Below are 23,951 nucleotides of genomic sequence, written 5' to 3' on the forward strand. Positions count from 1 at the left end.
GCGCTGTTGCCTCGTCCCTGCTGAGCGGGTTTGGGTTCACCATTGAAAGGCCTCGAATGTCTGAAAAAGACTCCTCGCCCGGCCTCGGTCGAGGAATGATGTCCCATGAAACCCCGGGCAAAAGAATGGGAAAACCATGAGCAAAATGCCAGAGCCGTCCATCCTCCTGTTTGTTTTGGAGCAATTCTTCCCCCGCCAGGAATGCCTTGCCATTGAGCCCATTGAGAACGGTCATATTCACCGGACTGTTGCCGCGCAGATACAAACCCCGCGGGGCACGCAGGAAGTGGTGCTCCAGCGCATCAACCGGCATGTTTTTCCACACCCTGAACAGGTGATGGAAAACATTTTACAGGTCACCCATCATCTGCAGCAGAGTTACCTTGCCGAAGGGCAAAACCCTGAAAGGCGAGTATTGCATTTCTTTGCCACACCCCGGGGAGATTATCTGGTGCACGATCCGGAAGGCGGAATCTGGAGAGCCGCCCGGAGAATCACCGGCGCACGCACTTACGAAACCACCCAGGACTTCAAAATCCTCTTTGAAGTGGCACGAGCCTTTGGGGATTTCCAGTACCGGCTGGCTTCGCTGGAAGGAACCCGTTTACATGAAACCATTCCTCAATTTCATCACACCCGCAAACGGGTGAACGACTTTTTCCATGCCGTTGAACAGGATGCCTGCAACCGGGCTTTACAGGTCCGTCAGGAAATTGAGTTTTTACAGCGCCGCGAAGCCGATGCCGATATTATCACCGACGCACTGGCTCAGGGACGCCTTCCCACCCGCATTACCCATAACGACACCAAAATCAACAATGTGCTTCTGGACCGTACCAGCGGCGAGGCTCTGTGTGTGATTGACCTCGACACCGTCATGCCCGGGTCGCTTCTATTCGACTTTGGCGACCTGATCCGCTCTGCGGCAAGCACCGCACTGGAGGATGAAATCCATCTCTCGCGGGTACATTTCGACATTCCCCGCTTCATCCAGTTAGCGCGCGGCTTTCTGAGCGCCCTCCGTCAGACACTCACCCCCCTGGAATGGGAACTGCTGGCATTTGCTCCCCGCTTGATTACCTACGAGCAAGCCCTGCGTTTCCTGACCGACTACCTGCAGGGAGATGTGTATTATCGGGTGATGTACTCCGAACACAACCTGCATCGGACGCGCACTCAGATTCGTCTGCTTCAGGAAATGGAACAGCAGGCAGGCACAATGGAAAGCATCCTTGAACGGTGCAAAACCGATTCAACCCTCGGGAGGTTCTCATGAAGGTTCTTCATATCGTTCCCCAACCCATCTCAATGACCCTGCAACCCGACACATTCCAGTTTACCGCCGAGACCGCCCTGGTAGCCGGGACAGGCGCGGAAGAAGTAACCGCACTGGCGCATTTGCAACTGGAACAGGCCGGGCTGGATTTGCCGCTGGGAGAAGAAGGCGCCCAGGGCAAAGTGATTTTTGAACTCATTCCCGACCTCAATCTGCCCGGCAGTGAAGGATACCATCTCAGCATTACCCCGGAGGAGATTCGCATCCGCGCGCGGGAAGCCGCGGGGCTGTTTTACGGACTTCAGAGTTTGCGGCAAATGGTTCTGGCTTCTCAGGAAGATTTTCGTCTGCCCTGCGTGGAAATTGAAGATTACCCGCGTTTCCGCTGGCGGGGCGCCATGCTGGATGTCTCCCGCCACTTCATGCCCAAATCTTTTGTGATGAAGTTCATTGACCTGCTGGCACTGCACAAACTGAACACCTTCCACTGGCATCTCACCGATGACCAGGGCTGGCGCATCGAAATCAAACGCTACCCCCGCCTGACCGAAGTGGGCTCCAGGCGGAAAGAGACCATCATCGGGCGCCCCAGCTGGACAGACCCCGCTGAAGACCGCTTTGACGGCATTCCCCACGGAGGTTTTTACACCCAGGAAGAGATTCGCGAGGTGGTGGAATACGCCCACCAGCGCTTTGTCAACATCGTCCCGGAAATCGAAATGCCCGGGCACAGCACCGCCGCCATCGCCGCCTACCCCGAACTGGGAAATACCGGTCGTCCGGTTGAGGTAGCCACCCGCTGGGGAATTTTTGAAGATATTTTTAACGTGGAAGAGAGCACCTTCCGCTTCCTGCAAAATGTGCTGGATGAAGTCATGGACCTCTTCCCTTCTCCCTTCATTCACATTGGAGGAGATGAAGTGCCCAAACAGCAGTGGCGAGAAAGCCCGCGCGTTCAACAGAGGATGCGCGAACTGGGTATCTCCAGTGAGGAAGAACTGCAATCGTACTTCGTGCGCCGGATGGACGCCTTCCTGTTTGCCCGCGGCAGGCATCTGATCGGCTGGGACGAGATTCTCGAGGGCGGACTGGCGCCCGGCGCGGCGGTGATGTCCTGGCGCGGAGAAGCCGGCGGGATTGCCGCGGCACAGGCAGGACATGAGGTGGTCATGGCGCCCAATACCTGCACCTATCTGGATTACTATCAGGGACAGCCCGAGCGGGAGCCGCTTGCCATCGGTGGCTTCATCCCGCTGGAGAAAGTGTACGCGTATGAACCCATCCCGGCGGAAATCCCCCCCGATAAAGCCCATCTCATTCTGGGAGCGCAGGCGCAGTTATGGACGGAATACATGCCCACCCCGGAGCATGTGGAATACATGGCTTTTCCACGGCTGTGCGCGCTGAGCGAAGTCGTCTGGAGCCGCCCCGAACAAAAAAACTTTGAGCAGTTCATGGAACGACTGCGCACCCATGTAAGCCGCCTGGAGCGTTTAGGGGTGAACTACCGCAAGTTGGAAGATTAAAACCTTTCAAATTTGTAAGGGTTTTGGCGACTCTTTTTGGCAGGGTTTTCGTTTCCATTAATAAGAGAACCCTGCCATTTCTTTTGCAGAAAAAATCATGTCAGAGACATCAACCATTCCTCTTCTCATCCTGAGAGCCCAACGCGGAAACCGGGAGGCTACGGCGCGGTTATATGAACTGTACCACGACGAAATCTACCGTTTTCTGGCGTACCGGACGGGGGATGCGGATTCTGCCGCAGATCTGACAGGGGATGTTTTCCTGAAAATGGTGGAGGCTCTCCCTCACTATCGCTCGAATGGCGTGCCCTTCCGGGCATGGCTTTACCAGATTGCCCGCAACCTTGCCATTGACCATTACCGTCGGGGAAAATCTCACCCGCAGGAAAACCTTTCGGAGCAACACCAGGCATCGGCACAAAGCCCTGAAGAGGCAGTACAGTCTCATCATCAAATCCGTGATCTGTACCTTGCCTTACAGCGTCTTCCTGAGGATCAGCGCGACGTGCTCGTTCTGCGTTTTTTGAACGGGCTTCCGCTGGCAGAAGTAGCGCGCATTCTGCACCGCAGTGAGGACGCCATCAAAGGGCTTCAACGGCGAGGCTTGATGGCTCTTCGTGAAGAACTGAAATTGTTGGAGGTTCCAAATGTCTGAACAGGATACCGCACTCCAGGAGTATTTACAACGGATGGAAGAAGGCGCCCCGCTGGAGGAGATCCTCTCCTCTCTGCCACCGCAACACGCGAACCTGGCGCCCCTGCTCCAGACCGCCAGCACGCTGAAGCGCTTTCCCCATCCCGGCATGTCTCCCCATCGTTCTAGAGAACAGCGCGAGCGCGTCCTGCGCCCGCTGCGCCGATGGGAATGGCAGTTCCTTAACTTCCGCATTCAGCCTGCTGTGGCAATCGTTGTGGCAGTACTGCTGATAGCGTTTGCCAGTGTGATGCTGATACGTCCCACCAGCGTTCACACCGCCACCCTTCTGGAGGTGCAGGGCGTGGTGGAAGTCCTCCGCAATGGGGAATGGCAACCCGTGAGCGAAGGGGAACGGGTACAGGAAGGGGAACACATTCGCACCCGAGCCGATTCAAGCGCGGTTCTGCTTTACCCGGAGGGTTCACGCACCACCCTGAATGCGGATACCACCCTTGAACTTGCCACGTTAAACACCCAGGGGGGTAAGGTCTTGCAGTTGCGCCTGGAACAAACCAGTGGAGAAACCCGCCATTCGGTTGTGCCTTTCCGCAATTCGTCCGCCTTCTTTGAGGTCAACACCCCTTCAGGGAAAGCCGTTGTTCACGGTACCATCTTCTCGGTGCTGGTTAACGACCAGATGTTCAGCCGGATTGCAGTGGAACGCGGTGTGGTTCAGGTGGTCAGCCCCAGAGAAGATGTGAAATTGACCGCTGGACAGGTAACGGTGGTGGATGATAGCGGAGAAGTGGACGACCCGGCAGTAGACTTCTTCATCCAGGGGCAAATCAGCACCATTTCCGGGGATGTGTGGACGATCGCCGGACTGAACATCCTCGTTCCTCCCGACCTTGCGGCGACGCTCTCCTATCAGGTTGGCGATTGGGTACGGGTCTGGGGGCGCATTCTCCCCGACGGCACCCGGGTTGCTGACCGCTTTGATTACGCCGTCAATGATAAAGAGAAATTGCGCTTTACCGGCGTGGTGGAAAGCATGGCGGCAGATCAATGGGTGATCAGCGGCATTCCGGTGTACATCAATGCCGAGACCGAGATTGAAGGCACACCGCAGGTGGGAGATGTTGTCCATGTGGCTTTCATCATCTTGGAAGACGGCACATGGCTGGCAAAAGAAATTGAACAGGTGGAAGAAGAAGAACAACCCACACCCACCACCGAGCCTTCGGAAACCCCCGAACTGACCCTGACACCGGAAATCACCCCTACGTTGGAAGCAACCCCAACCGTTGAACCGACCCAGGGAACCCGCGCCGGATGCGATGCCGGAGACAAACAGCATCCTGAAGGACTGCGCCTTGCCGAACGTTACGGCGTGCCTTATGAAGAGATCATGGGGTGGTTCTGCAGGGGATATGGATTTGGAGAAATTGATCTGGCATACGAAATGTCCGTGCAGAGCGGAATGCCTGTAACCGATATCTTTGCCATGCGCGAAAGCGGTATGGGCTGGGGCAACATCAAGAAAGCCGTAGAAGTCACCGCCACCCCCGAAGTCAGAGGGAAACCTGAGAAAACCCCCAAGCCCAAAATCACGCCGCCCGGGAAGAAGCCCAAACCCTGACCGGTAGGAAGAGGGGAAACTCCGGTTATAATACCTGGCAGTCTGGCGTTCCAGACTGCCAGGTATGTTTTTGAAGGAAATGGCATGACCCTGCTGAAGATCTCCCGAATGATCGAACTGTCTCACCCCATTCACCCCGCCATTCCCCAATGGCAGGGCGATCCCCCGGTTGAGTTTATCCCCCACACAGACATTGAAACCGCGGGGTATTTCCTGCGCGCCTTCTCGATGGGTGAGCACAGCGCCACCCACCTCAACGCACCTGCCAGTTTCGTCCCCGGCGGGCGCAGTGTGGATGAAATTCCTGCCCATCAACTCCTCTTGCCGGTCGTGGTCATCCATGCCGTCCACCCTGCCAGCGAAAACGGGGATTTTGCCCTCTCACTTGAGGATCTCATGGCATGGGAACATCAGCATGGCACCATTCCGACAGGCACGCTGGTGCTTCTGCATACAGGCTGGTCAAGATTCTGGGACACCCCCCAACGGTATTTTGGATGGGATGAAAACCGCATTCCCCACTTCCCGGGGTTTGACACAGAATGCGCCCGGTTCCTCATGACCCGACGAAAGGTTGCCGGGCTGGGTTGCGATACCCCCGGCGTAGAGCCCGCCCGGGATATCACTTTCAGTGTGAACCGGTGTATTGCCGAACAGAACGGGCTGGCGCTGGAAAATCTGACCAACCTGCATGAACTGCCTCCCACCGGAGCATGGGTGTTGATTGGACGGTTAGCGCTGGTGGGCGGGAGCGGCTCTCCTGCCTGTGTTCTGGGATTGCTACCCTGAGGGCTTAGAAAACATCAGCGCTGTCTTCTATCCGATGATGTTGTTTCTGGGTATACATGGCAGAATCGGCTCGCCGGAAGGTTTCCAGCAGTGGCTCTCCGGGTTGAGAGATGGCTAACCCCATCGAGACACGCACCCAATCAGCAATGGGATTATCCGGATCGAGCATGGATTGGAGCGTCTCTTGAATGCGTTCCACCACGGCTTCGCCGGCGCGTTCATCCGCATCGTTCAGAATCACCACAAATTCATCGCCCCCCACGCGTGCCGCCATATCCTCAGAGCGTATGCTGGCTTGAATGGCTTGCGCCACCAGACGGATGTACTCATCCCCTTTGAGATGCCCAAAGGTATCGTTGACCCGTTTCAGATGATCCAGATCCAGCGCAATGATGCAAACCGGCGTATGATGCGGCGCGCGGTAACTGATGCGCTCTTCAAACATTCTGCGGTTATACAATCCTGTCAGCGAGTCGCGGGTGTTCTGATAAACCAGGATATTCTCAATCCGACGGCGCTCGGAAAGTTCATCGTTCAACGAAGCATACAGCAAAGCCAGTTCAACCATTTGTTGAATACCACCGGAGACAATCTCTAACGTTTGCACTTCAATAGGGGTAAACGGCTGATCTCCTCGCCCCACGATCAGAAGCGAGCCAGACGAACGGGAGGGAATTTGATGAAGCAGTAAGAGATGTTCGATGTTTTCGTTCATCAGACCGGCTACAAAAGGCGGCTGGGTATCCAGTTGAGACAGAGTGACCGGAACAATGCGATCGGAATTTCCATAAAACATCTTCATGAAAACATCTGATTGCGGGTCAAGGCGCTCGGGGAAAGACATCTCCCGCATGGAATATACTGCCCTGACCTCCATACGTGCGCTGGCATGTTCCCGCATTAACAACATCACCAGTGAAGCCTTCAAAGACTGCCCCAGTTCGCGGCACAGTTGCTCCAGCGACGTCTCAGGGTCATGAATTTGCAACAAACGGTTCAGCAGAGACAGGCGCTCCAGGTTCAGGCGCAGTTCCTGCTCGGTTTGACGGCGCTCGGCAATCTCCTGTTCCAGTTCAGTGGTCCGTACCCGTACCCGCTCTTCCAGTTGTTCTGCCATGCGCTGAAGTTCCAGCATGGCATGTTTGCGGCGGGCGGTTTCCAGTTCCAGCGCCTGATTCCGCTCTTCCAGTTGGGTTTCGCGGGTCTTAATTTGCTCAAACATGCCATTGAAGGCATTCGCCAGGGCTCCCAGTTCATCTTCCCTGTCAATGGAAAGATGAATGCGCCGTTCGCCCTGCTTCCACCGCTCAATCGCCTGACGGAGTTGCTCCAGAGGGGTAAATACCAGCAGTCGTAAATACCACCGGCTCCAGTAAGTCAGTCCAAAGAACAAAACCAGTACACCGGCGCCCAGCACGCCAATCGCCTGAAGAGATGCTTTTCTGACCTGCTGGAAAGGCACTTCCGAAACCACCACCCAGGCAGGCTCCTGCATCGGCGCGGTAACTGCCAGCACTTCACCGCCTTCCAGACTGGTGATTCTGCCTGACCATGCCGGGTTACCGTTCCGTTTTACCGCCTCCCAGAGAGGCAGTTCCTGAACCGAAGAACGGATCCATGCCCGATTGGGATGCGCCAGGACTTCGCCATTCTCTTTGATGATCCAGGTGAGAATGGGATAATCTTTTGATCGAGTGAGAACCCGGTTGAGAAATACATCCACACGAATCAACCCGGCAATCACTCCGCCGTTTTCCGCAGGAATCGCCATCAGCAGCAGGAAATCTCCATCATGAGATGGCTGGGCACTGCTGAGGTAACGCTCCCCACGCAATGCCGCCTGAAACCAGACCGACTGGCGCACGGTAAAGAGGTTTCCCATGACGGCTTCACCCGAGGATTGATGAAGCACCACCTTGCCGGAATCATCCACCCACACAATTTCTTTAAAGGCTACGTAATCCCTCAAAATTTGCCGGGTAAATGAGGCGGTCCGCTCATCTTCAGGGTTTAAAACCGAAAGGCTTCTCAAGACCCGTTCATAAACCGAGAGAAAGGACTCAACATTGGAAACCGTTTCATGATTGAGATCCTGCAAATAGGCATTCCACAGACTCTCCTGACGAACGCGCAGGAAAATAAATACCAAAAATGCCATACTGATAAACACGACCAGCAAAAGCGTCCCCAGCCATGCCATCATCCGCATACGGAGCGAGCGATAAAAAAGAGGCGGCAATACTCTTAAGCGCATCGGTAACACCTCACGGGATGTCCATGTAACGGTGCCAGAGTTCCAGATAGCGTTTTTCTCCCTGAGGGGAAAGCGGCAGAATCATTTCCGCCTGTTCCAGAATGGCATTATCCGGAAAAATCAGCGGATTCTGGCGAATCTCCGGGGAGATGTCTTTCCAGGCTTCCATGTTTGGGGTGGCATAATGATTGAAATTTGCAATCTCCGCGGCAATATCCGGACGCATGAGAAAGTTCAGAAAGAGTTCTGCCGCATCCCGTTCGGCGCAGGATTGCGGAATGACAAAACTCTCGTACCACAGCATTGTGCCTTCTTCAGGAATGACCATGGAGACGTCCGGAGTTTGCTCACCTGCCTCAACCCAGTCATAGGCAAACGCCATGGCAAGCGGGGTTTCCCCCTCCAGCACCAGATCCAGCGGAGTGGTCAACCCCAGGTCTTCCACAAAGACCGCCCGGCGTTTCAGTTCTGCCAGATGCTGAAAAGCCTGTTCCAGTTCTGCCGGGTCTTCAGTATTGACCGAATATCCCAGAGACTTCAGGGCAATGCCCACCAGTTCCCGCGTATCGCCGCGGTAGAGCGCCACCTGAGGAGAAAGCGTCTCATCCCACAGGTCACTCCAGCGGGTGGCGGGACGGGAAAGCAAATCGGTGCGCGCCAGCAAACCGATGATGCCCCAGTTATAGGGAATGGAGTAATGATTTTCCGGGTCAAACGTCAGAAAACGAAAGTCGGGGGAAATGTATTTGTAGTTGGGCAGGCGATCCTGCCGGAGCGGGAGCAACCATCCTGCTTCTTTGAGAGCAGAGATATAGCGCACATCCAGATTCGCCACATCCACCCGCTCGCCGGAACGAATGATCTGCACTGCTTCTTCTAAAGCATCATACGTGCGGTAAACGACCTTTACCCCCTGTTCCTGTTCAAACTGATCCAGGACAGCGGCGGGAACATCATTTTCCCAGTTTAAAAAAACCAGTTCGCGCTGGACAGAGGATGAAGAAACCATAGAAGGCGCGAACTGACAGCCCGCCAGAAACACAGACAGGAAGGCAAATCCCAGCCTTCGAATGGTTTTAAAACATAATTTGAGTTCTCCCCCCATGTTCCTCCCCCCGGAATAAACCCCAACCCCGAATAATCTGACATTCGCGGTTGGATATTCTTATTTTACCCTAATCTTATTCTGAAAGGTCTTTTCAGTTTTGGAAAGAGTGAAAAAACTCCCCCAGATGACCGTTGTACGACAGCAAAGCCGTGTAGTCCGGTACCACCGCAAGGACGCCCGGCAGGGAGATCAACTGCTCCGGCGGGTAGGTGGTGGATAGGGCAATGCCCGCCATCCCGGCGCGGTGAGCAGCCTCCAACCCCAGCGGCGAATCTTCAAATACCAGACATTTGGAGGACTGAACGTCTAACCGTTCGGCGGCTTTGAGAAAAATTTCCGGGTGTGGTTTGCCCTGTTTTACCTGATCACCGGTGACCAGCACATCAAAGTAGCGCTGGATCTGCAATCCTTCCAGAACAAAGTGAGCATTCTCCACACCCGCGCTGGTGGCTAGAGCAACCCTGACGCCTTTCTGCTTTGCCAGGGCAAGCAGGCGAGTCAACCCGGGGACTTCCTTCATCAGCGGGCGGTAGCGCGAACGATACAGGGCTTCTTTTTGCTTTGCCAGGGTGCGAATCTCCGCATCGCTCAAATCGGGGCGCACAAAATCCCGCAAGATATCGCTGTTGACCCTGCCCACCGCGCGCTGTAAGAATTGCTGCTCATCCAGTTGTACCCCTAACGAGTGTAAAAACTCCCGCCAGATCTCAATGTGGAACGCCATGTTGTCCAGCAGGGTTCCATCCATGTCAAAAATAAAGGCTTTCCAGTTCATGCGCCCGATTATACCCCGGTTTGAGATGCGTTATCATTTCGGGAACTCTGGTTTTACCTGAAGCGTCATTAAATCTGTATAATCAAAGTAAAGATTCGCTAACCTGCTGGGTTTATCATTCTTTCCCATGACAGGATGGATACGAAAGGAACGAGATGATTTCTTCATGCCTTCGCCCAAAATCGCCAGTATTTGTGCTGGCGTCGGTCATTCTGCTGATCAGCATGGCATGTTCCCTGCCTGCCTGGTTACCCGGACGGACACAACCTGCTTCCACCTCAGTCCTCCCAACCCAGCCCCCCGCCCCCGCTCAAAGCGACAAACCCCGCTTTCAGGAAGATTTACCTCCCGCCATTGTTGAAACCGATCCCTTCATCGGCAGTGAGATTGCTCCCACCTCCAGTTTGACCTTTTACTTTAACCAGCCTGTGGAGCGCCTCAGTGTGGAAGGGGCTTTCCGCGGCAGTCCGCCGCTGGCAGGGCGCTTTGAGTGGCTGGATGACGCCACTGTGCGCTTCATTCCCGATCAGCCATGGACGCCGGGCGCCGATATCGAGATTACCCTCGAGACAAGCGCGCGCGCCGCAAACGGCAAAGCCCTGCAGGAAGCCATCACTCTGCGATTCCGCGTCGCTACCGCGCTCCACGTGGCAGAGCGCATCCCTGCGCCGGGTTCTGTGGACATACGCCCCGATTCGGCTGTCATGGTGACCTTCAACCGTCCTGTTGTGTCACTGGGCGCGGACCTGCAAAGCCTGCCCCCTGCTTTCACGCTCTCCCCTGTGGCGGACGGGCGCGGCGAATGGCTCAATACCAGTACCTACATCTTTTACCCCGAACCGGCGCTCGAAGGCGGCAGGGAGTACAATGTTCAGATCAATCCTGACCTGCAGAGCGTGGAAGGGCTTCCGCTGGATTTAAGCGCCCTGCAACCCGCCGAATGGCGGTTTACCACCGCATTGCCTGCGGTCATCTCCCTCGAATACGATCAAAACGGCAACACAGAACAACTGGAACTGGATGGGAAAATTACCCTGAAGTTCAATCAGCCCATGGATACCGCCAGCGTGGCTGAAAACCTGCGCCTGCTCACTCCCGGCGGAGCCCCTGTCGAGGGAAGAGTGGATTGGGATGAGGAAAAGACCACCTTCACCTTTCAACCGGCAAGACTGCTGGCGCGCAATACCGTTTACACTCTAGCACTGGCTTCCGAAACCCGCTCACGGGGCGGACAACCGCTGGGACGCCCGTACACGCTTTCCCTCCTCACCCTGCAGGATTTTGCCCTCTCCACCACCACACCCGCGCCGGGAATGCCCATGAATGTGACCTGGGGCTACGGCTACGGTTCATTGATCTTTACCTCGCCGCTGGACCGCTCCCAGGACCTGAAGCGCCTGATCCGCTTCGATCCCCCGGTTCCCTCGCTGACCGTGTACTATGAAGGCGCTTATTCCATTGGCTACAACGGCGTGTTTGCGCCATCTACCACGTACACCATCTCTGTGGATGGCAACCTGCGCGACCGCTACGGGCAGGTTCTGGGCAACTCGCTTGCCCTGAAAATGGAGACCGAGCGCATTCCCCCTTCGCTGATTCTGGAAGCCCCTTCGGACTTTTCTCAAATCGTCTTCCTGCCAGCGGGCAACCCCGTCACCCCGGCACGGGTGACCGGATTGTCTTCGGTAAGGTTCACTTTATCCGGGATGGAGGTGGAAGAATTCCTCACTTCCATGATCCTGAATGAAATTCCGCCGAATCTGCGTGGTCGTTCTTTCACCCGCACCTTTGACCTTGCCCCCGACCAGAGCCGGAGAGTCAACCTGAACATCTCGCCAGATGAGAGACCGCTTGCGCCGGGTATTTATCTGCTGAATGTTTCTGCGCCAGGACCCTATCAGCGAACCCCGTCCTTTTATTATCTGATCAGTTCGCGCATTCACCTCACGTTGAAGGTCAGCCTCGATCAGGCACATCTCTGGGCGGTAAGCCTGCCGGATGAAAGCCCTGTGGAGGGACTGCGGATTTCCATCGGGCAGGCAACGCTCGATTCTCACAACATTTTAGGGGAATGCGTCACCGACGCACAGGGCATCTGTACAGTGAACCTGCCTTATTCCTCAGAACCGCCCTCCGATTTGTTTGCCGTCAGCGGGAGACCGGGGGATGCAGACTTTTCCATTGCCACAACCGAAATGCGCTCTGCGGCATCCCCGTGGGAAGCGGGTATTTCTCAAGTGTATGGGTCCAGACAGGAATTTGCTTACCTGTACACCGACCGCCCCATTTACCGTCCCGGTCAAACCGTGCACTTCAAAGGCATTTTCCGCTATCAGAACGATTACCGCTACACCCTGCCGAAGCCCGGCGAAGTCGAAGTCCAGATTCTCGCTCCATACGATGGACTGGGGAGCCGCTCGCCAACCTCGACCATGCGTCTGCCGCTCAGCCCAAACGGCACATGGAACGGAGAATTCACCCTGCCGGACGATGCTCCCGAAGGCTGGTACACCATACAGGTTCCGGAATGGGAAGCCAGCCAGGATTTCCAGGTGGCTTATTACCGCAAACCACTGTTCGACCTCAGTCTGACGCCCCAGAACACCGATATTCTGCTCGGAGAGGATGTGCAGGCAATCCTCTCGGCGCAGTACTATTTTGGTGCGCCGGTATCGAATCTGTCGTTCCACTGGACGCTCAACGCCATAGAAGACGTTCCTTACCTGCCCGGTGGATACCGGGTGGGTGCCTACAATCCCGGCTGGATGCGCATGTACACGGGCATCCCCTATCCCTTCACCTACATCGCTGATGGCAATGGCACCTCCGGAAAGGACGGCACCGCCGAGATCCGCATCCCGGCTGACCAGTTGACGCCATTAAACCCCACTCAGCGTTACCGCTTGATCCTATATGTGTACGCCAGCGATGAAAGCCAGTTCAGCGTGAGCGCGCAGGCTGAAATATTCCTGCATCCAGAAAACTTTGAAATTGGCGCCAGACCCGAAAACTGGAGCGTGCGCGCCGGTGATCCGGCTGGCTTTTCCATCCATACTGTGGACTGGGAAGGCAAGCCCAGCGGAAATCATGACCTCACGGCAGTCTTCAGCCGCATGGAATGGCAGGCGGTGGAAGGCGACTCGCTGTTTGGCTTTCCCGAGTACCAGCGCGTCCTCACCCCCGTGGCTGGCACCGACCTGCGCACCGATGAGCGCGGCATGGCACGGGTGGAGTTCACCCCGCCGGAAGCCGGCACATACCTGCTGACCCTGCAGAGCGGACGGGCGCTTACCGAAGTGATGATCTGGGTCAGTGGAGCGGGCGCACCGCTCATCAGCGCCAGTCCTAACCGGGGCATTCCCATTGAGCGGGACGCGGAAGAATACGCCCCCGGTGATAGCGCCGTATTGAGCATTCCCAACCCCTTCAGCAGTGATGCTCTGGCGCTGATCACCATTGAGCGCGCACGAGTTCTGCGTTCCTACGTGGTAAGGCTGGAATCAGGGATCGCCACGTTCCGCGTACCCATTGAAGAACGAGACGCGCCCAAGGTGTTTGCCTCGGTGATTGTGCTGGGGCGCACCCCCGACGGACAACCCGACTTCCGTGCCGGATACGTGGACCTTCCCGTCAAACGAGATGCCCTGCTGTTGAACGTGGAAATTGGCATACCCACCTCGCCCGCCGCGCCGGGGCAGGAAGTGACCCTCGAGGTGAGGCTGACCGATTCGGCTGGCATGCCGGTGCAGGGAGAATTTTCGCTGGCAATGGTGGATAAAGCCGTGCTGGCGCTCAGCCCGGAGAAAAAACCTCTGATAGAAGATGTCTTTTACGGAGAGGTGTATCTGAACGTCAGAACCCACCTGCCGCTGGCGCACGCCACTCCTCATCCCCTCACAACCAGCCTGGGGCGAGGCGGCGGGGGTCCCGGTGGAGCGGATTACGCTACTGGAGCCCGCAGTCGGTTTGAGGATACAGCGGTCTGGTTTGCTGCCGTAGAAACCGATGAGCAGGGACGCGCGTCCCTGCCCGTACGCCTGCCCGATAACCTGACCACCTGGGTGGTGGATGTGCGCGGCATCACCGGCGATTCGCGGGTGGGGAGCGGCACTGCCGAACTGATTGTCAGCCGCCCCGTGCTGGTGATACCGGTTGTCCCGCGCTTTCTGGTGGTGGGAGATCATCTGCAAATCGGCGCCGTGGTGGTCAACAACACCGATCAAGCCCGCACGGCACAGGTGAGTTTGAATGCCGCCGGTTTGACCCTCGACGATCCCACCCGGTCCACCCAGACGGTGGACCTGCCTGCCGGCGGGCGGGCGCGGATGGACTGGTGGGTGAAGGTAGAGGATGTACCCTCCATTGATCCGGTGTTCCGGGTCATCTCAGACGCATACAGTGACGCCACCCGCGCCGAACTGGCGCCCATTCCGGTGTACCGCTTTACCGCCTACCAGACGTACGCCACCGCCGGAGTGCTGGCGCAGGGTGGGGAACGGTTAGAGGTGGTGAGCCTGCCGCGCACCTTCCAACCCACCGGCGGGGAACTTCGCATTGAACTCAGCCCTTCGCTGGCGGGGAGCGTATTGAGCGCGCTGGATGCCTTCAAGGCGTATCCCGATGACTGGAACGAGGCGGTGGTGTCCCGTCTCATGGCAAACCTTGCCGCCTACCGGGCATTGAAAGATTTCAACCTGCCCACTCCCGACCTGAAAAACCGCCTCGAGAAAGCCATTCGCGCCGACCTGCGCACCCTGATTCAAAACGAACGCTACAACGGCTACTGGGGATGGTCTCCTGACGATTCTCAGGGAGATCCCCGCCTGACCGCTTACGCCCTGCTGGCACTCCACTTTGCCTCTCAGCAGGACTATTCCATTGACGCCGACCTTCTCGAACGGGTGCAGAACTGGCTCACAAAGAACAGCGCCGGAGTGGAGATCACCGGGGAAACCGATGCCTTTACTCTGGAAAACACCGTATTTCAGGGATACGTCCTCAGTCTGTGGGGGAACGATCCGCTCGGAATGCGAAATCTTTACCCCTTCCGCAACCGTCTCTCGCCTGCCGGGCGGACTTTCCTGGCTCTGGCGATGGAAAATCTCAATCCGGGAGATGAAAACGCCCGAACGCTCATTCAGGAACTGCTGGCAGGCGCCGGGCGAAGTGCCAGCGGCGCTTTCTGGCAGGGCACAGGGGAGTTTAACCTGATCGGACAAACGCCCATTGTCAACACCGCCGTGGTCATTTACGGGCTGGCGCGCTTCGAGCCCTCCAGCACGCTGATCCCCGATGCTGTGCGCTACCTGGTCATGAACCGTCAGCCCGACGGCGGCTGGTATTGCGCTTACGATACAGCCTGGACAATTCTTGCTCTGACGGAAGCCCTGCGCTCCACCGGCGATGTGCGTGCCCGATTCACTTACTCGGCGGAATTGAACGGCAGTGTGGTGGCTTCAGGGAGCGCCAGCACGCCCGCTGATGCGCTCAACCCGGTCACCGCCACAATCCCACTGAGCGATTTGCTCACCGAAACCCCCAACGCCCTGCGCATCCGCCGTGAACCGGGCGACGGCAGGCTGTACTACCGCACCTATCTGATTGTGGGACGGAATGCCGCCGAAGCGCCGCCCGTTTCCCGGGGACTGTTCATCCAGCGGGAGTATTTCGACAGCACCCAGCCCTGCACCGGGCAAACCTGTCAGCCTGTTCAGGAAATTACCCGCGGATTGAGCACCGAACTGCTGGTACGCCTGACCATCACCGTGCCGCAGGACCTGTACAACGTGGTGGTGGAAGACACCTTCCCCGCCGGCGCTGAAGCCCTCAACCCGCGGCTGAAGACTTCGCAGAGAATCTCCGACCAGAATTCACCTCTTTACGATCTGCAAAGCCCCCTGCGGGATGGCTGGGGCTGGTGGTGGTTCAATGCTCCACGCATCAGCGACCGGAGCATTCGCTGGTTTGCCCCGTACCTGCCTGCCGGCACCTACACGCTTCTTTACCGCCTGATTCCTACCTTTGGCGGCGATTTTCAGGTGATTCCGGCGCGTGCCTATTCGGTTTACTTTCCGGAAATAGAAGGGAGAAGTTCAGGGAGCCTGCTCATCATCCGCTAGAGCAGAGAAATAGCCCAGTTCAACCAGCGCTTCCAGCACTTTATCCTCTGCGCCGCGCCGCACCAGCACCACCGTTGGGGAAAGTTCCTCCCCCAGAAAGCGGGCGGCGCGGGAGCGTTTCAACGCCGCCAGCACCTCAGGAGAAGCAACCCGGAGAAGGGTGGCATGTTGAAGGCGGGCCTGGGTTCCGACGCTTTCCCAGCGTTCCAGCCCCTGCACCAGCGCAGGGGGAATGAGGGACTTCTCGACCTGTTTTCGAAACAGGGCAATCAGCATCCGCGGACGCAATCCCTGCGCAGTGGCGCGTTCCAGGCTGCGGGCGGTGATGCGGTTGCGGTACTCATTCCCGGAGATTTCCTCCCACTCGCAGAAACGGGCAATCTGGTAGCGGACAGCGCGAGACAGGGAACGCCCGGCAAACACCGCTCCCGAAGACAGCACCTTCAATTTGCCGTCTTCTGCCGGTAAGCCGTTTGGGGCAACGCCCTGAAGCAGGTTCTCCGCCCACGCCGACAGGCGAAAGGCGCTCACCTCGCCACCGGGAGCAAACCGCGCCAGATCCACCACCCCCAGAGGGTGCAGAATATCGGTCAGAATAAAGCGAAGAAGCGCTCCATCCACCTCATCCCATGAGGAAATCCCCCGCAGATACACGCCATCGGACGCGCGGCGGATAAACCACGAATCGTAATCCCCCGCCGGGCGCTGGAAATCGGGGTCTTCCTCCCGAAAGGCGCGCACAAACGCCGAAAGGCTCCACCATGTGCCAGCGGGGAGCGATTGCAACCGTTCCAGCACTTTCTGGCGAGCACGCAGGACATCGTTCTGCCACTCACCCTCACAAATCAGGCCGGGCATCAGGCGCAGTTCATTGAAAGTCTCTGAAGATTTCCAGGCTGAAACGAGCAGGGCAAGCGCCTCTCCACGCGGCGCTTCCAGAAACACCCGCACCGGCTCGGCAAGCGGCTGTCCCTGCGGGTCAAGCAACCCCGCCGCATGCAGAAAGCCCTGCCATAAGGAAACGGCTGAGGGATGCATCAGATGGCGGTTGCGTTCCTCTTCGCCCAAACCAGCCCGCAGTGCCGCCAGAAGCGTGCACAGATCATCCAGCAAGTCATCCCGCACCGGTTGCAGATACGCCACCTCCCCTGGCGATGCCGGTCGTCCAAACGGGCGCTCATCGGGCTGTGTCAGGGGATGGAGGTAATCCAGCAGGTCATCCGGGATATAGGCAAACTCAACCGGTTCTTTTTCGCCGGGCTGATGAAGAAACGCCCTGCCAATCATGGCGCGATACCAGAGTACCTCGGCAGGGGAGATGGGATTCAGGTCCGGACGCTCTTTCTCCCGTTTACCGGGTCCAAAGGGGCGCACTTCACCAAAGCGCCGGGTGAACACTGCCCACGAAAGCCGCCCGCCATTTTGCGCCAGTACCTGCAGGGCTTGACGGGCGCGTTCCGGCAGGGTTTCCAGCACCTCATCGCGCCACTCATGCTGAAGGATTCCCTGAATGACCTCATTCAACACGGTGACGCGATCATCACCGTGCAGTTCGATGCCCCAGGCCTGCGCCACCATTTTCAGAAAGCTCAGATCCCGTCCGCTGAGCACATCCATGAGCAAAGGCATGTCATCCCTCCAGGGCGGGTGCCACCACCCGAATGGCAGAAGGCACGGCTTCCACCGTCAACTGGCGCACGGTGGAGTGATAAGCGGCATAAATCTCACCATCGGTGTGGATGAAGAGCGGACGGTCGCTGTGCAGTTCCAGATGGCGCAGTTGCCCCAGACGCACATAAGAAAGATGAGCCTGTGTGCCTTTCAGGAAATACGGGATGGTGTAGAGCATCATCATGCGGGGGATGGTGCTCACAGCGCAAAAATCAATTGCGCCATCACACACACTGGCGCGGGGAGCAATCAGAAAGCCGCCGCCTTCCCGTCTGCCGTTGCCCAAAACAGTCATCAAGAGCGTGTCTTCCCACTCTTCCCTGTCGGTGCGAAAACGCACCCAGTAGGGGGTGTAATCGAGCAGAACGGCTTGCAGGAGGGCAAGAAAGTACACCAGAAACCCCTGAAAGACGGGAATGCGCCGGGAGCGAATATTGATGACCGCATCAAAGCCAATGCCCAGCGAGTTGACCCAGTACTCTTCGTGTCCACGGTTGTCGCGGATACGGGCAATATCCACCGTGTGGGCTGGGGATTGAAACGCCTGCCGCAGGGCAATCTCCGGATCGGCGGACACGCCAAGGCTATGCGCAAAGTCATTGCCAGTGCCTACCGGCACGATGGCAAGCACAGGTCGTTTCTCAGGGGGAAGTTTCATCAACCCGTTGACGATTTCATGCACGGTGCCATCGCCGCCCATGGCAATGATGGTTTCCACACCATCCTCGCCTGCCTGCCGGGCAAGTTCAACCGCGTGGGTGGGATACACCGTCCCCGTCCACTCCGCGCCGCCCAGTTCGGTCAGCAGAGGACGTAACGACGAGGCAATTGCCCAGGAACGCCCAAAATTGGCAATGGGGTTAAAGATGATTCTGACCCGTTTTCCGGGCATAGAAACGTGGTTTTACTCCTGTGAAGCCAGAATCAGAATGGTAACGCTTTGATTATAAATCATGGGGGCGTGGTTAATTGCCGGGCGGGCAATCTGTCCGAGGGAATAGCCGCCCACCACCGGGATACTTCCCAGCGTGTCCTGAATTGCCGCCATAATCTGCCCGGAACGCACACTGAACAATTGTAGCCAGGCAAGATCCACCAGCGCCAGAGCGATCAGGGGGCGCGCCGGACCGATTTCATCCAGAGCGTGGCGCACCGCCGCTTCGGCAGAGTCCAGGCAGGCCTGCGCATCGCCCAGCATGAGATGTGCCACGCTTCCGGAAGGCACTGCCGCGCTCATGCGCAAACTGCCGTCCACTTCCACCCGAAGGGGAGAACGCACCAGCAGGTTGCCGTTGCTTTCAATGCCCAGCGGATACAGGCGCACCACCTCGTTGAGCGGGGGGTACGCCCACTCACGGGCTTCATGTCCGAAATATTGAACGTACAAATCCACGGCGGGACGGTCATCAATGGTCTGAATCCACACATCGCGGGTTTTGCCAATGGTGGCGTGTATGCCGGTATCGCGCCAGCCATGCCCGCTACCGGTACCGAGGCGAAAACGCCCACCCAGCGTGACCGTGGCAAGCGCGCTATGCCCGGACTGCGCCCGTCCCACCACAGCGGCTTTTCCAGATGAATATCCACCTGACGCCAGCCCACCGCCCACAGCAACCGGCAAATCTGCCAGCATGGAGCAGAGCGGTGCCAGTGTACCGTTGACGCCGTCAGCGGCAAGAAGCACCGCCTGCGGGAGCATCAAATCTGCACGGAAATGGCGCATCACCTGACGGGCAGTTTCGGCACTGTCCAGCGCAAAGGTATTCCAGAAATGCGTCTGTGCCTTAAGATCACCGCCTGCCACCAGCGCCACCGCCACCGAACGGGGCACTTCCCGATCGCCCGCCAGTGGGCGCACCGTACTCATCCCCCAGAGGGGTGTTTCTCCCAGCAGGCTTGCCATGCCGCTGGTCACTTCACTCAGGTCAAATTCTTCAGAGGCAAACACAATCCCCAGCACGGGGCGCAGTGCCCCCAGTTGATCCAGCGCTTTCTGCGTGGCTTTCATGGCGGCATCCCGCCCATCCAAACCCTGACCTACGCCATAAACTGCAATTCTCGTCATGGACATCCCTCATTACTGCTGGGAGATGGGCACGGTAAAGTGGAAGGTTGTGCCTTTCCGGAACTCACTCTCGAACCAGATGGTTCCACCCTGCATTTCCACCAGACTCTTGGTAATGTTCAATCCCAGCCCTGTGCCGGGCACTTCGCGCGTCTTGGGGTCTTCAGAACGGAAGAACTTCTGGAAAATCTTTTTCTGGTCTTCTTCGCTGATGCCAATGCCATCATCCTTCACCCACACATGAATGACCTCCGGGACACCTTCGGGATTCCAGATGTTCCTGGCACGCTCGGCAGCAACCAGAATATGCCCACCCTGCGGCGTGTACTTATGGGCGTTGCTGACCAGATTGACCAGCACCTGCTCCAGACGGGTACGGTCTGCCCATGCGGGGGGTAAATCGGAAGGAATGGAGATTTCCAGCGTTTGTTTCTTCTCATCAATTTGACGGCGGGTGGAGCGCACCACCCCTTCCACCACTTCAGCCAGCGAGACGGCTTTGAACTCCAGGCGCAGGCGCCCAACCTCGATTTTCGAGAGGTCGTTCAGGTCAGATACCAGCGTATTCATACGCTCAATGTTGGCACGGATGGTATTGAGGAAATTCGCCTGGGCATCGTTGACCGGACCAACTGCACCTGCGGCAAGCAATTCGGTGTAGCCTTTTACCGAAGTCATCGGGTTCTTCAGTTCGTGCGCTACAAAGGACACAAATTCGCTCTTGGCAAGGTTGGCGTTCTGCACCGCCTGATACAACTGTGCGTTGAAAATGGCAATGGAAGCGTGATCGCTCAGGCGAGAGAGGAAATCCACCACTTCTTCCGACGCCAGTTCCGGCGAGGTGCTTTCCAGCAAAATCACACCGATGGTGTTGGTTTCGCGACGAATGGGGATGAGAATTTGAGAGCGGGCATGCCGCAGCAGACGGGCGCCATCCTCTTCTGTCAGGCTACGGCGCATGGGAATGGCTTCCCTCAGTGCGTCATCGAGATTGTACTCATCCAGCGGGAGCGGAGCATTCTGGAAAGGCTCCAGTTCATCCGTATATCCCTGAGACGCCATGATGCGCAAGCCATTTTCCTGTAAAACGCCGATCAGACCGGCCTGCGCGCCACTGCGGCGCATCGCCCACTCCAGGGTGGTACGCATGGCGCGGGTGGTATCCAGGCTGGTGTTTAATTCGCGATCAATGCGCTGCATGATAGAGAGTTCTTCCACGCGTTCTGCCAGTGCCTGATCGGTCATGGTGTAGAGGCGGGCGTTTTCAATGGCAACCGCCGCCTGCGCGGCAAACGCCGAGAGCAGGTCCTGATCGTCACGGGTGAAGGGAGAGCCATCTTTCTTGTTGATGACCTCAATAACCCCGATGACCTTGTCCTTGACCATCAGAGGGATTGCCAGCAACGCGCGGGTGAAATACCCCGTCTGCCGATCGGTTTGACTGAACCATTCCGGATATTTGCTGACATCATTGACGATAATGGGCTGACGACTTTTCACGGCCTGTCCTACCACTCCCTTGCCGGGGGGCAGGCGGCGATTGAGCAGTGTATTCGCCACCGGGCTGACCACCACGCGGAAGACCAGTTCCTCGGTGGCTTCGTCAATCAGCAAGAGACTGCCGGCATCGCAGGAAAGGATATCCACCGCCGAACGCAGGATGTTCTGAAGCAACGGCTCCAGTTCCAGCGTGGAGGTCAACTGGCGGGTCATCTCGTTGAGGGTGGTCAACTGCAAGGCACGGCGCTCGGTCTCTTCCAGCAGGCGGGCTTTGACGATAGCCCCCGCCACCTGATTGGCAATGGACTGCGCCAGATTTTCCTGTTCGGGGGTGTACTCCACCCGGGGGTCATGGCTGAATAAACTCATTGCCCCAATGGTACGCGCACCGGTATTCAGCGGCACGACCAGACAGGCAAATACTCCCGGACGGGGTTCGCCTACCCCGCGGCGCTGAACTTCACGGTTGTAATCGTCGGTGCGGATGGAACGCTGAAGGCGAATGACTTCCTGCTCCAGCGCCTGCCCTGCAGGAACAGGTTTGTTTTCCCGGGCAGAAATGCGCTCATCCTGCTCCAGATAAAACGCATACGTAAAGGTGTCGTTTTGCTCATCGTGGAGCATGATGCGGAACTCATCGCAGGTAATGATCTGGCTGGTTTGGGCATAGATTAACTCAAGAATATCATCCAGCCCCGGGGTAACGTTGACGCCCTGCGCCACACGGGTGAGTACGTTCATCTGGCGCACACGGTTTTCCATGTTTGCCAGTACCTGAGCGCGTTCGATTGCCAGCGCCGCCTGATCACAAAGCGCTTCGGCAAAGCCCAATTCGCGCGGGGTGTAGGGCTCGCCCGTGACGCGCTCGCCCAACACCACCCAGCCGGAGAGGCGCTCTCTGCCTGGCAGGGGGATGAACAGGGTGGCTCCCAGCAGTTCGATTCGTGCCCGCTCCGCCTGCATGGCAACCGGGATACTTTCCTGATCGTTGTACATCACCGGACCGCGCCTCGCCACCAGCATCTGCACCAGCGGGCTGGAAGGAGCAAAGCGCAAATCACTGGTCACTTTGCCATCGGAAGTGGCGGTTGCCACGTACTGATCGCTCAATGCGTCATAAACAAAGATGTGTAACCGTGCAGGGGTGAGAGCCTCTTCCAGATAACGGCGCAAAATGTTCAGGATGGCTTTCAACTCCACCGCGCGGGTCAATTCGCCGGAGAAGGTTTGCAGACGTTCCTGGAATACCTGCTGACCGCGGAAGAAGACCGCATCCACAGCATGCTGGAGGGAATTACGCAGAGGCACAAAAACCAGCGCCAGGATGAAAAAGACCAGCCCCAGCAGCACCGGTTGATTCACATTCAAAACCTGCCCGGTAATCAGCGACAATCCAGACACCAGCAAGGCATACCCTACGGCAATCAGCACCGCCATGCCGCCGTACAGCAACGCGCGGCTGATGATGAATTCCGTCTGGGTAAGCCGGTAGCGTTGAATGGTGTACCCAATGACCACCGGGAAGATAACCAGAGGCAGTAAAACCAGCGCAGAAGGGGCGTCCATCGGACGGAACAGGCTGAGGATCCAGTACAGCACCAGCGGGGTAAACCCAACCACGCCGCTTAACAGCGCGTGGCGGAGTTGCTCGCGTTCCACCGGAGTCAGGACACGCTGGCGGCGGAACAGCATCCACCCCAGCGCAAACAGAGCAGAAATCGCCAGCAGAAGGATTAACCCTTGAAACCCCAGAGAGAACGTATCCTTCTCCGACTGGAGGTATCCCTGTACCGCCAGCCCAAAAGCCGCCAGCCCCGGCAGGAACACCGCCCACCGGATCCAGCCCATTCGATACAGCAAAACATCTTCGCGGGGAAAATGAAGGGTGACTCCAACCGCTGCCCCCCCAGCCAGCGCCAGCGAGAGCAACCAGAAAGGCACAAATCGCTGAACGGTACCCCAATCCACCAGTCCGGCACAGGCAACCGAGACAGAAAGGAAGAAAAACGCCAGCCATCTTCCTGAGGCACGCCCCCGGCGCACCCAGAACATCCATGCCGCCGCCACCCAGTACACCAGTCCCACCAGCAGGGCGGCAAAAAACGTCTGCCGGGTCTGTGCCACCTTCATCTGTGCAGGAGAGAGGCGCAGAGAAAGCGTCTCGTTATTTCGCAAGACCTGAACAGTCAGTTCGGCTTCGGGAGAGGTATTCCGCAGAGCGGCGTACCATTCCGCACGGGACTTTACCGGCACGCCATTGACGCTCAGAATACGGTCACCCGCCTGCAAATCCGCCGACAGGAAGGGGGCACTCCGGATGACGACCAGTGACGGGGAAAGAGACAGCCGAGCCGGGGCGGGCAGCTTTCGATCCAGCGCCCGCGCGGCGCCATTAATCACCAAACCCAGCGCCACAACCAGATAGAGGAGCAAAACAACCAGCGGAAGCCAGTCTCGCACCGGTTGTCCTCGCAGCATCCAGCGATTTTGTACCGTTACAGGCTGATCCATGCTGTTATTATAGTGCTTCTTCTCCCGGATTGTCAGCCCGTCAATGCCTGCCCTGCGGGTTCTTGCAAAAGTGTAAGGTAA

General features: G+C 57.5%; 13 protein-coding genes. 6 read left to right on the plus strand and 7 right to left on the minus strand.

The window, feature by feature from the left end; translation table 11 throughout:
* Positions 1-136: 136 nt before the first annotated feature.
* The 5 genes from LHF31_RS01820 to LHF31_RS01840 all read left to right on the plus strand — a co-directional run bounded on the left by LHF31_RS01820 (position 137) and on the right by LHF31_RS01840 (position 5,867).
* The gene (locus LHF31_RS01820; protein WP_298004731.1) at positions 137-1,276 is read left to right on the plus strand and encodes a phosphotransferase enzyme family protein; all 1,140 of its coding nucleotides are present in this window, start codon (positions 137-139) and stop codon (positions 1,274-1,276) included.
* Positions 1,273-2,802, plus strand: coding sequence for a beta-N-acetylhexosaminidase (locus tag LHF31_RS01825; protein ID WP_303773301.1), 1,530 nt, complete (start codon positions 1,273-1,275; stop codon positions 2,800-2,802). The genes LHF31_RS01820 and LHF31_RS01825 overlap by 4 nt, the downstream gene beginning before the upstream one ends.
* Positions 2,803-2,899: 97 nt before the next feature.
* A complete protein-coding gene (locus LHF31_RS01830; RefSeq protein ID WP_298003624.1) occupies positions 2,900-3,457 on the plus strand; it encodes an RNA polymerase sigma factor in 558 nt (185 codons plus the stop codon).
* Positions 3,450-5,078, plus strand: coding sequence for a DUF5666 domain-containing protein (locus LHF31_RS01835; RefSeq protein WP_298003627.1), 1,629 nt, complete (start codon positions 3,450-3,452; stop codon positions 5,076-5,078). Before LHF31_RS01830 ends, LHF31_RS01835 begins: the two co-directional genes overlap by 8 nt.
* Before the next feature lie 84 nt (positions 5,079-5,162).
* Positions 5,163-5,867 (plus strand): cyclase family protein, encoded by a 705-nt coding sequence (locus tag LHF31_RS01840; protein WP_298003630.1) that lies wholly within the window; start codon positions 5,163-5,165, stop codon positions 5,865-5,867.
* Positions 5,868-5,871: 4 nt separating this feature from the next.
* Here the strand turns inward: LHF31_RS01840 and LHF31_RS01845 are convergent, their stop codons facing one another.
* From LHF31_RS01845 to LHF31_RS01855, 3 genes are all read right to left on the minus strand, one after another.
* Positions 5,872-8,121 carry a diguanylate cyclase gene (locus LHF31_RS01845; protein WP_303773305.1) on the minus strand — a complete coding sequence of 750 codons (2,250 nt, stop codon included), beginning with the start codon at positions 8,119-8,121 and terminating at the stop codon, positions 5,872-5,874.
* A gap of 10 nt (positions 8,122-8,131) precedes the next feature.
* Positions 8,132-9,226 carry a PotD/PotF family extracellular solute-binding protein gene (locus LHF31_RS01850; RefSeq protein WP_303773307.1) on the minus strand — a complete coding sequence of 365 codons (1,095 nt, stop codon included), beginning with the start codon at positions 9,224-9,226 and terminating at the stop codon, positions 8,132-8,134.
* A 94-nt stretch (positions 9,227-9,320) separates the two neighbouring features.
* Positions 9,321-10,004: an HAD family phosphatase gene (locus tag LHF31_RS01855; protein ID WP_298005937.1), complete on the minus strand. Its 684-nt coding sequence runs from the start codon at positions 10,002-10,004 to the stop codon at positions 9,321-9,323.
* A gap of 155 nt (positions 10,005-10,159) precedes the next feature.
* On the opposite strand from LHF31_RS01855, the gene LHF31_RS01860 reads away from it, so the two are divergent.
* On the plus strand, positions 10,160-16,123 hold the full coding sequence (locus LHF31_RS01860; protein WP_303773308.1) for an Ig-like domain-containing protein: 5,964 nt from the start codon (positions 10,160-10,162) through the stop codon (positions 16,121-16,123).
* On the opposite strand, the gene LHF31_RS01865 is transcribed toward LHF31_RS01860, so the two are convergent.
* Genes LHF31_RS01865 through LHF31_RS01880 form a run of 4 tightly spaced genes read right to left on the minus strand, consistent with a single transcriptional unit; the run spans position 16,097 to position 23,870 of the window.
* On the minus strand, positions 16,097-17,752 hold the full coding sequence (locus tag LHF31_RS01865) for a helicase-associated domain-containing protein (RefSeq protein WP_303773309.1): 1,656 nt from the start codon (positions 17,750-17,752) through the stop codon (positions 16,097-16,099). The genes LHF31_RS01860 and LHF31_RS01865 overlap by 27 nt on opposite strands.
* A 1-nt stretch (position 17,753) precedes the next feature.
* On the minus strand, positions 17,754-18,686 hold the full coding sequence (locus LHF31_RS01870) for a diacylglycerol kinase family protein (RefSeq protein WP_298005947.1): 933 nt from the start codon (positions 18,684-18,686) through the stop codon (positions 17,754-17,756).
* Positions 18,687-18,698: 12 nt separating this feature from the next.
* On the minus strand, positions 18,699-19,859 hold the full coding sequence (locus tag LHF31_RS01875; RefSeq protein ID WP_298005950.1) for an FIST signal transduction protein: 1,161 nt from the start codon (positions 19,857-19,859) through the stop codon (positions 18,699-18,701).
* 12 nt (positions 19,860-19,871) lie between these two features.
* Positions 19,872-23,870 (minus strand): GAF domain-containing protein, encoded by a 3,999-nt coding sequence (locus LHF31_RS01880; RefSeq protein WP_303773310.1) that lies wholly within the window; start codon positions 23,868-23,870, stop codon positions 19,872-19,874.
* Positions 23,871-23,951: the final 81 nt, after the last annotated feature.

The sequence above is a fragment of the Anaerolinea thermophila genome (assembly GCF_020723905.1).
Lineage (GTDB): Bacteria > Chloroflexota > Anaerolineae > Anaerolineales > Anaerolineaceae > Anaerolinea > Anaerolinea thermophila_A.

Coding starts and splice junctions, on each gene's coding strand:
- LHF31_RS01865 (WP_303773309.1), bottom strand. CDS start 17,752: ATGCCTTTGCTCATGGATGTGCTCAGCGGACGGGATCTGAGCTTTCTG.
- LHF31_RS01820 (WP_298004731.1), top strand. CDS start 137: ATGAGCAAAATGCCAGAGCCGTCCATCCTCCTGTTTGTTTTGGAGCAA.
- LHF31_RS01880 (WP_303773310.1), bottom strand. CDS start 23,870: ATGGATCAGCCTGTAACGGTACAAAATCGCTGGATGCTGCGAGGACAA.
- LHF31_RS01845 (WP_303773305.1), bottom strand. CDS start 8,121: ATGCGCTTAAGAGTATTGCCGCCTCTTTTTTATCGCTCGCTCCGTATG.
- LHF31_RS01850 (WP_303773307.1), bottom strand. CDS start 9,226: ATGGGGGGAGAACTCAAATTATGTTTTAAAACCATTCGAAGGCTGGGA.
- LHF31_RS01855 (WP_298005937.1), bottom strand. CDS start 10,004: ATGAACTGGAAAGCCTTTATTTTTGACATGGATGGAACCCTGCTGGAC.
- LHF31_RS01870 (WP_298005947.1), bottom strand. CDS start 18,686: ATGCCCGGAAAACGGGTCAGAATCATCTTTAACCCCATTGCCAATTTT.
- LHF31_RS01835 (WP_298003627.1), top strand. CDS start 3,450: ATGTCTGAACAGGATACCGCACTCCAGGAGTATTTACAACGGATGGAA.
- LHF31_RS01860 (WP_303773308.1), top strand. CDS start 10,160: ATGATTTCTTCATGCCTTCGCCCAAAATCGCCAGTATTTGTGCTGGCG.
- LHF31_RS01840 (WP_298003630.1), top strand. CDS start 5,163: ATGACCCTGCTGAAGATCTCCCGAATGATCGAACTGTCTCACCCCATT.
- LHF31_RS01875 (WP_298005950.1), bottom strand. CDS start 19,859: ATGACGAGAATTGCAGTTTATGGCGTAGGTCAGGGTTTGGATGGGCGG.
- LHF31_RS01830 (WP_298003624.1), top strand. CDS start 2,900: ATGTCAGAGACATCAACCATTCCTCTTCTCATCCTGAGAGCCCAACGC.
- LHF31_RS01825 (WP_303773301.1), top strand. CDS start 1,273: ATGAAGGTTCTTCATATCGTTCCCCAACCCATCTCAATGACCCTGCAA.